At 63.8% G+C, this 3,201-nt stretch carries 3 protein-coding genes and 1 pseudogene; 3 read left to right on the top strand and 1 reads right to left on the bottom strand.

Features of this window, described 5'->3' with window-relative positions; translation table 11 throughout:
• The 3 genes and pseudogenes from WCA85_RS30725 to WCA85_RS30715 form a co-directional block, all read left to right on the top strand.
• Positions 1-394, top strand: a pseudogene (locus tag WCA85_RS30725) (MFS transporter); the annotation flags it as partial.
• A 59-nt stretch (positions 395-453) separates the two neighbouring features.
• Entirely contained in the window at positions 454-1,632 is a 1,179-nt protein-coding gene (gene rhmD / locus WCA85_RS30720; protein WP_424068724.1) for an L-rhamnonate dehydratase, read from the top strand.
• A 68-nt stretch (positions 1,633-1,700) separates the two neighbouring features.
• The gene (locus tag WCA85_RS30715; RefSeq protein ID WP_424068722.1) at positions 1,701-2,483 is read left to right on the top strand and encodes an SDR family NAD(P)-dependent oxidoreductase; all 783 of its coding nucleotides are present in this window, start codon (positions 1,701-1,703) and stop codon (positions 2,481-2,483) included.
• A 22-nt stretch (positions 2,484-2,505) separates the two neighbouring features.
• On the opposite strand, the gene WCA85_RS30710 is transcribed toward WCA85_RS30715, so the two are convergent.
• The coding region (locus WCA85_RS30710; RefSeq protein WP_424068720.1) for a LysR substrate-binding domain-containing protein at positions 2,506-3,201 on the bottom strand (696 nt) is incomplete at its 5' end.

The raw sequence follows: 3,201 nt of genomic DNA, 5'->3' as shown, positions 1-3,201 counted from the left end.
CCGCTGGGCGGTCGCGCTGCTGGTGCTGGCCGGGTTGGGTATCGGCGCGTCGGGGCTGATGCACAGTGCGGCGTTCGGCCTTGTCGCGCTGTGTTGCGCAGCGAGCGGCTTTATCGCTGCGCAGCCGCTGTTCTGGACTTTCCCCACCCGTTATCTGACGGGTGCGGCGGCGGCCGGCGGGATTGCCTTGATCAACTCGCTGGGCGGGATTGGCGGATTTATCGCGCCGACCTTGCGCACCAGCGCGGAGCACGCCTTCGCTTCGACCTCGGCGGGTTTGCTGGCGCTTGGCGCAGCGAGCCTGCTGGCAGCGTTACTGATCGGCACGCTGTTTCGCCGCGACAGTACGCCCGCCGCGGATTCCATTACCCCTTTGATACACCGCGCGCGGTAATCACCCGAGCCGCCGCGACTCACTGTACTCGTCACTGCACTTAACACGGAGCCCCTCTCATGGCCATGCCTACCATCAAGCACGTGCGCGCCTTCATTGTCCGCGGCGGCGGTGCCGACTATCACGACCAGGGCGAAGGCCACTGGATCGACGATCATATTTCGACGCCGATGGCGCGTTACCCCGAGTACCGCAAGAGCCGTCAGTCGTTCGGCATCAACGTGCTGGGCACGCTGGTGGTCGAGATCGAGGCGAGCGACGGCACGGTCGGCTTTGCGGTCACCACGGGCGGTGAGATTGGCGCGTTTATCGTCGAGAAGCATCTGGCGCGCTTCCTCGAAGGCCAACTGGTCACCGACATCGAGAAGATGTGGGATCAGATGTACTACGCCACCTTGTACTATGGCCGCAAGGGCGTGGTGCTCAATACGATTTCCGGCGTCGATCTGGCCTTGTGGGATCTGCTCGCGAAGGTGCGTAAAGAGCCGGTCTATCAACTGCTGGGTGGCCCGGTGCGTGACGAACTGGTGTTCTACGCGACCGGTGCGCGGCCGGATCTGGCCAAGGAAATGGGCTTTATCGGCGGCAAGCTGCCGTTGCAGCACGGGCCGGCCGAAGGCGAGGCGGGTCTCAAGAAGAACCTTGAGACGCTGGCGGAGATGCGCAGCCGTGTGGGCGACGACTTCTGGCTGATGCTCGATTGCTGGATGAGCCTCGATGTGCCATATGCCACGCGTCTCGCACACGCCGCGCATGAGTACGGTCTGAAGTGGATCGAAGAAGCGCTGTCGCCGGACGACTACTGGGGTTACGCCGAACTGCGCCGCAACGTGCCGCGCGGCATGATGGTCTCCACGGGCGAGCACGAAGCCACCCGTTGGGGCTTCCGTATGCTGCTGGAGATGCAATGTTGCGATCTGATCCAGCCGGATGTGGGCTGGTGCGGCGGCATGACCGAACTGATCAAGATCTCGGCGCTCGCCGATGCGCACAATGTGATGGTGGTGCCGCACGGTTCCTCGGTGTACAGCTATCACTTTGTCGTCACGCGACACAATTCGCCGTTCGCGGAGTTCCTGATGATGGCGCCGAAGGCCGATGAAGTGGTGCCGATGTTCACGCCGCTGCTGCTCGATGAGCCGGTGCCCGTGAATGGCCGGATGAAGGTACCGGACACTCCGGGATTCGGCGTGCGGTTGAATCCGGATTGTGCGTTGGTGCGGCCTTATCCACGTTGAACGCGCGTTGAACTGTAGCCGCCGATCAAACGACTGAAGAGGTCGGCGACCCAATATAGGAGATAGATGTGCTGCTTAAGGACAAGGTAGTGATCGTCACGGGCGGATCGCGCGGCATTGGCCGGGCGATCGCGGTGGCCTGCGCGCGCGAAGGTGCGGACGTGGCCATCAACTACTGGGGCGACAACGACGCATCGTACGGACGCCGCTCGGCTGTCGAAGAAGTGCTGGGCGAGATCGAGGCGCTAGGTCGTCGTGCGATTGCGGTGGAAGGCAACGTCGCCGCGCACGAAACCGGCACGGAGTTGGTGAAGCGCGCGGTGCAGGCTTTCGGCAAGGTGGATGTGCTGGCAAGCAATGCGGGCATCTGTCCGTTTCACGCATTTCTCGACATGCCGCCCGAAGTGCTGGAGACGACCGTGGGCGTCAATCTGAATGGCGCGTTCTTCGTCACCCAGGCCGCCGCGCAGCAGATGAAGGCGCAGGGCACCGGCGGCGCGATCGTCGCCACCAGTTCGATCAGCGCCCTGGTAGGCGGCGGTATGCAGACGCATTACACGCCGACCAAGGCCGGTGTGCATTCGCTGATGCAGTCATGCGCGATTGCATTGGGACCGTACGGCATCCGCTGCAACTCGGTGATGCCGGGCACGATTGCGACCGATCTGAACGCCGAAGACCTCGCCGACGAAGCCAAGAAAGCGTACTTCGAAAAGCGCATTCCGCTCGGGAGGCTGGGTCGTCCGGAAGATGTAGCGGACTGCGTGGTGTTTCTCGCCTCCGATCTTGCCCGCTACGTAACCGGCGCGTCCTTGCTGGTGGACGGCGGTATGTTCGTCAACCTGCAATGAGCCTGCAGTGAACCGGGCGGCGTCAGTGAACCGGCAACGGCAGCGCGGCGGCGTTGGCCGCTGCGCCGTCGGGCGGCACATTGGCATCGGGCGTGAGTTTGCGCGAGACGTTGCGCAGCAGTTCGATGAAGTGCAGCGCCGGTTCCGCCAGCGCTTCTTCCTTGCGCACGAGAATGCCGAATCCGGCAAGACTCTTGCCGATTTCGACCGGCAGCACGACCAGCAGCTTGCCGCGCACATGATCGCGGACCACGGATTCGGGCAGCATCGCCACGGCGTCGTAGTTTTCGAGCAGTTGCAGGGTGGCGAAGATCGACGCGCATTCGGTGAGATTGACCGGCGTCGCGAGGCCGGCGCGAGCAAGTTCCTCTTCAAACAGCAGGCGGGCCGGACTGGTCACGGGCTGCGCCACCCACGGCCAGTCGACCAGTTCGCGCAAGGTGATGGCGGTACGGCGCGCCAGCGGATGAGCGGTGCGCACCACGAGCATCAAGGTTTCACGAGCGAGCGGTTCGAAGCTGAAGTCGTTGTGTTGCAGGGGGTCGGTCAGCCGCCCGAGCGCGAGATCGATTTCGCGGCGGTGCAGCAACTGGACCACCTGGTCGCTGGTTTCGCCGAGAATGCGCACGTTCAGCAAGGGCCGTTCAGTTTTCAGCGCGGCGACGGCCATGGCCAGCAGGTCCGGCGCGGCGCCCATGATCGCGCCCACGGTAAGCTG

The organism is Paraburkholderia sp. (genome assembly GCF_049581445.1).
Taxonomy (GTDB): Bacteria; Pseudomonadota; Gammaproteobacteria; order Burkholderiales; family Burkholderiaceae; genus Paraburkholderia.
The sequence above is the reverse complement of the archived record's forward strand: the minus strand, read 5'-3'. Positions and strand labels throughout refer to the sequence as shown.